A 1,245-nucleotide genomic window follows, 5' to 3' on the forward strand; every position below is an offset into this window, starting at 1 on the left:
GGTAGTTATATGTTATTCTTTTCCTTGATTGTATTAGAAATGGAAAGAAGGGGAATGCATGTTAAAAGTAAATATCCGCTCAGCTGGATATGAAATAGGCGAAAAAATAATTCATGATATAGCTTTTTCTATCGAAAAAGGTGAACTAGTTGCTCTTATTGGAGCAAATGGTGCTGGGAAGAGTACGACGATTAAAACGATACTCGGATTACTTGTAAATATGGACGGTGAAATATCATTCGGTGAAAAGAAAAATCCGTATGCATACGTACCAGAACATCCAACATACTATGATTACTTGACGCTCTGGGAACATATTGAATTATTAATGGCAGCTCGTGGAAGTGAAATGGGAAGTTGGGAAGAACGAGCGGAACAATTATTACATACTTTTCGAATGAATAAGCATAAACATGAGTATTTATCAAAGTTTTCAAAAGGCATGAAACAAAAATCGATGCTAATATTGGCGTTTTTAACTGAGCCAGATTTTTATATCATTGACGAACCTTTTATCGGTTTAGATCCGGTAGCTACGAAAGAGTTTTTAAATTATTTATATAAAGAAAAAGAGCGCGGGGCAGGAATTTTACTTTGTACGCACGTATTAGATACTGCTGAAAAAATTTGTGAAAGATTTTTACTCATTTCACAAGGTACATTAGTCGCAGATGGACATTTAGAATCTATTCAAATATTAGCGGAAATGCCGGGTAGTTCATTATTAGACTGCTTTGATGTAATTGTAAGGCGTGAACAACATGATTAAACAACAATTTTATAAGAGATTACGCCATGAACTTGAGCGGAAGTGGAAGTCTATACGTTCGGTAACAGATTGGACAGTCGCATTATATATTATTATTCCAGCACTTATATTTATGGGAATCTATTATCGATCGCTATGGATAAATGAATTATCAACGGAAGAGACGATTTATTTCGGATTAGGATTACTCGCATTTTATCTAGTAACATATCCAAGAGGAGTTCGTTCATTTTTTGAGCAAGCGGATAGTTTATTTTTAATTTCGTATGCAACACATATGCGAAAATTAGTCCAGTATGGCATGATGTACACATTTGTTCGAATAGCGATAACGAATATAATAGTAGTCGTTATTATGTTACCGGTGTTGATGAAAAGTATCGAAGTAACAGAGATACAAGTCCTATTATTTTGGGTATTCTTTACTATATTTCGATTTATGTTGTCGTTGTTAACGAGATTTGTTCATGTACATG

2 protein-coding genes are annotated in these 1,245 nt (G+C 34.1%); both read left to right on the top strand.

From position 1 onward, the window contains the following. The first annotated feature begins 58 nt into the window (after positions 1-58). The gene (locus tag ABWK52_RS28940) at positions 59-769 is read left to right on the top strand and encodes an ABC transporter ATP-binding protein (protein WP_000921904.1); all 711 of its coding nucleotides are present in this window, start codon (positions 59-61) and stop codon (positions 767-769) included. Next, on the top strand, positions 762-1,245 hold a 484-nt coding region (locus ABWK52_RS28945; RefSeq protein WP_353772355.1), incomplete at its 3' end, for an ABC transporter permease. The genes ABWK52_RS28940 and ABWK52_RS28945, both read left to right, overlap by 8 nt.

The sequence above is a fragment of the Bacillus sp. AP50 genome (assembly GCF_040492675.1).
Lineage (GTDB): Bacteria > Bacillota > Bacilli > Bacillales > Bacillaceae_G > Bacillus_A > Bacillus_A cereus.

Excerpts from the sequence above, each read along its gene's own strand:
- ABWK52_RS28940 (WP_000921904.1), top strand. The coding sequence starts at position 59 with ATGTTAAAAGTAAATATCCGCTCAGCTGGATATGAAATAGGCGAAAAA.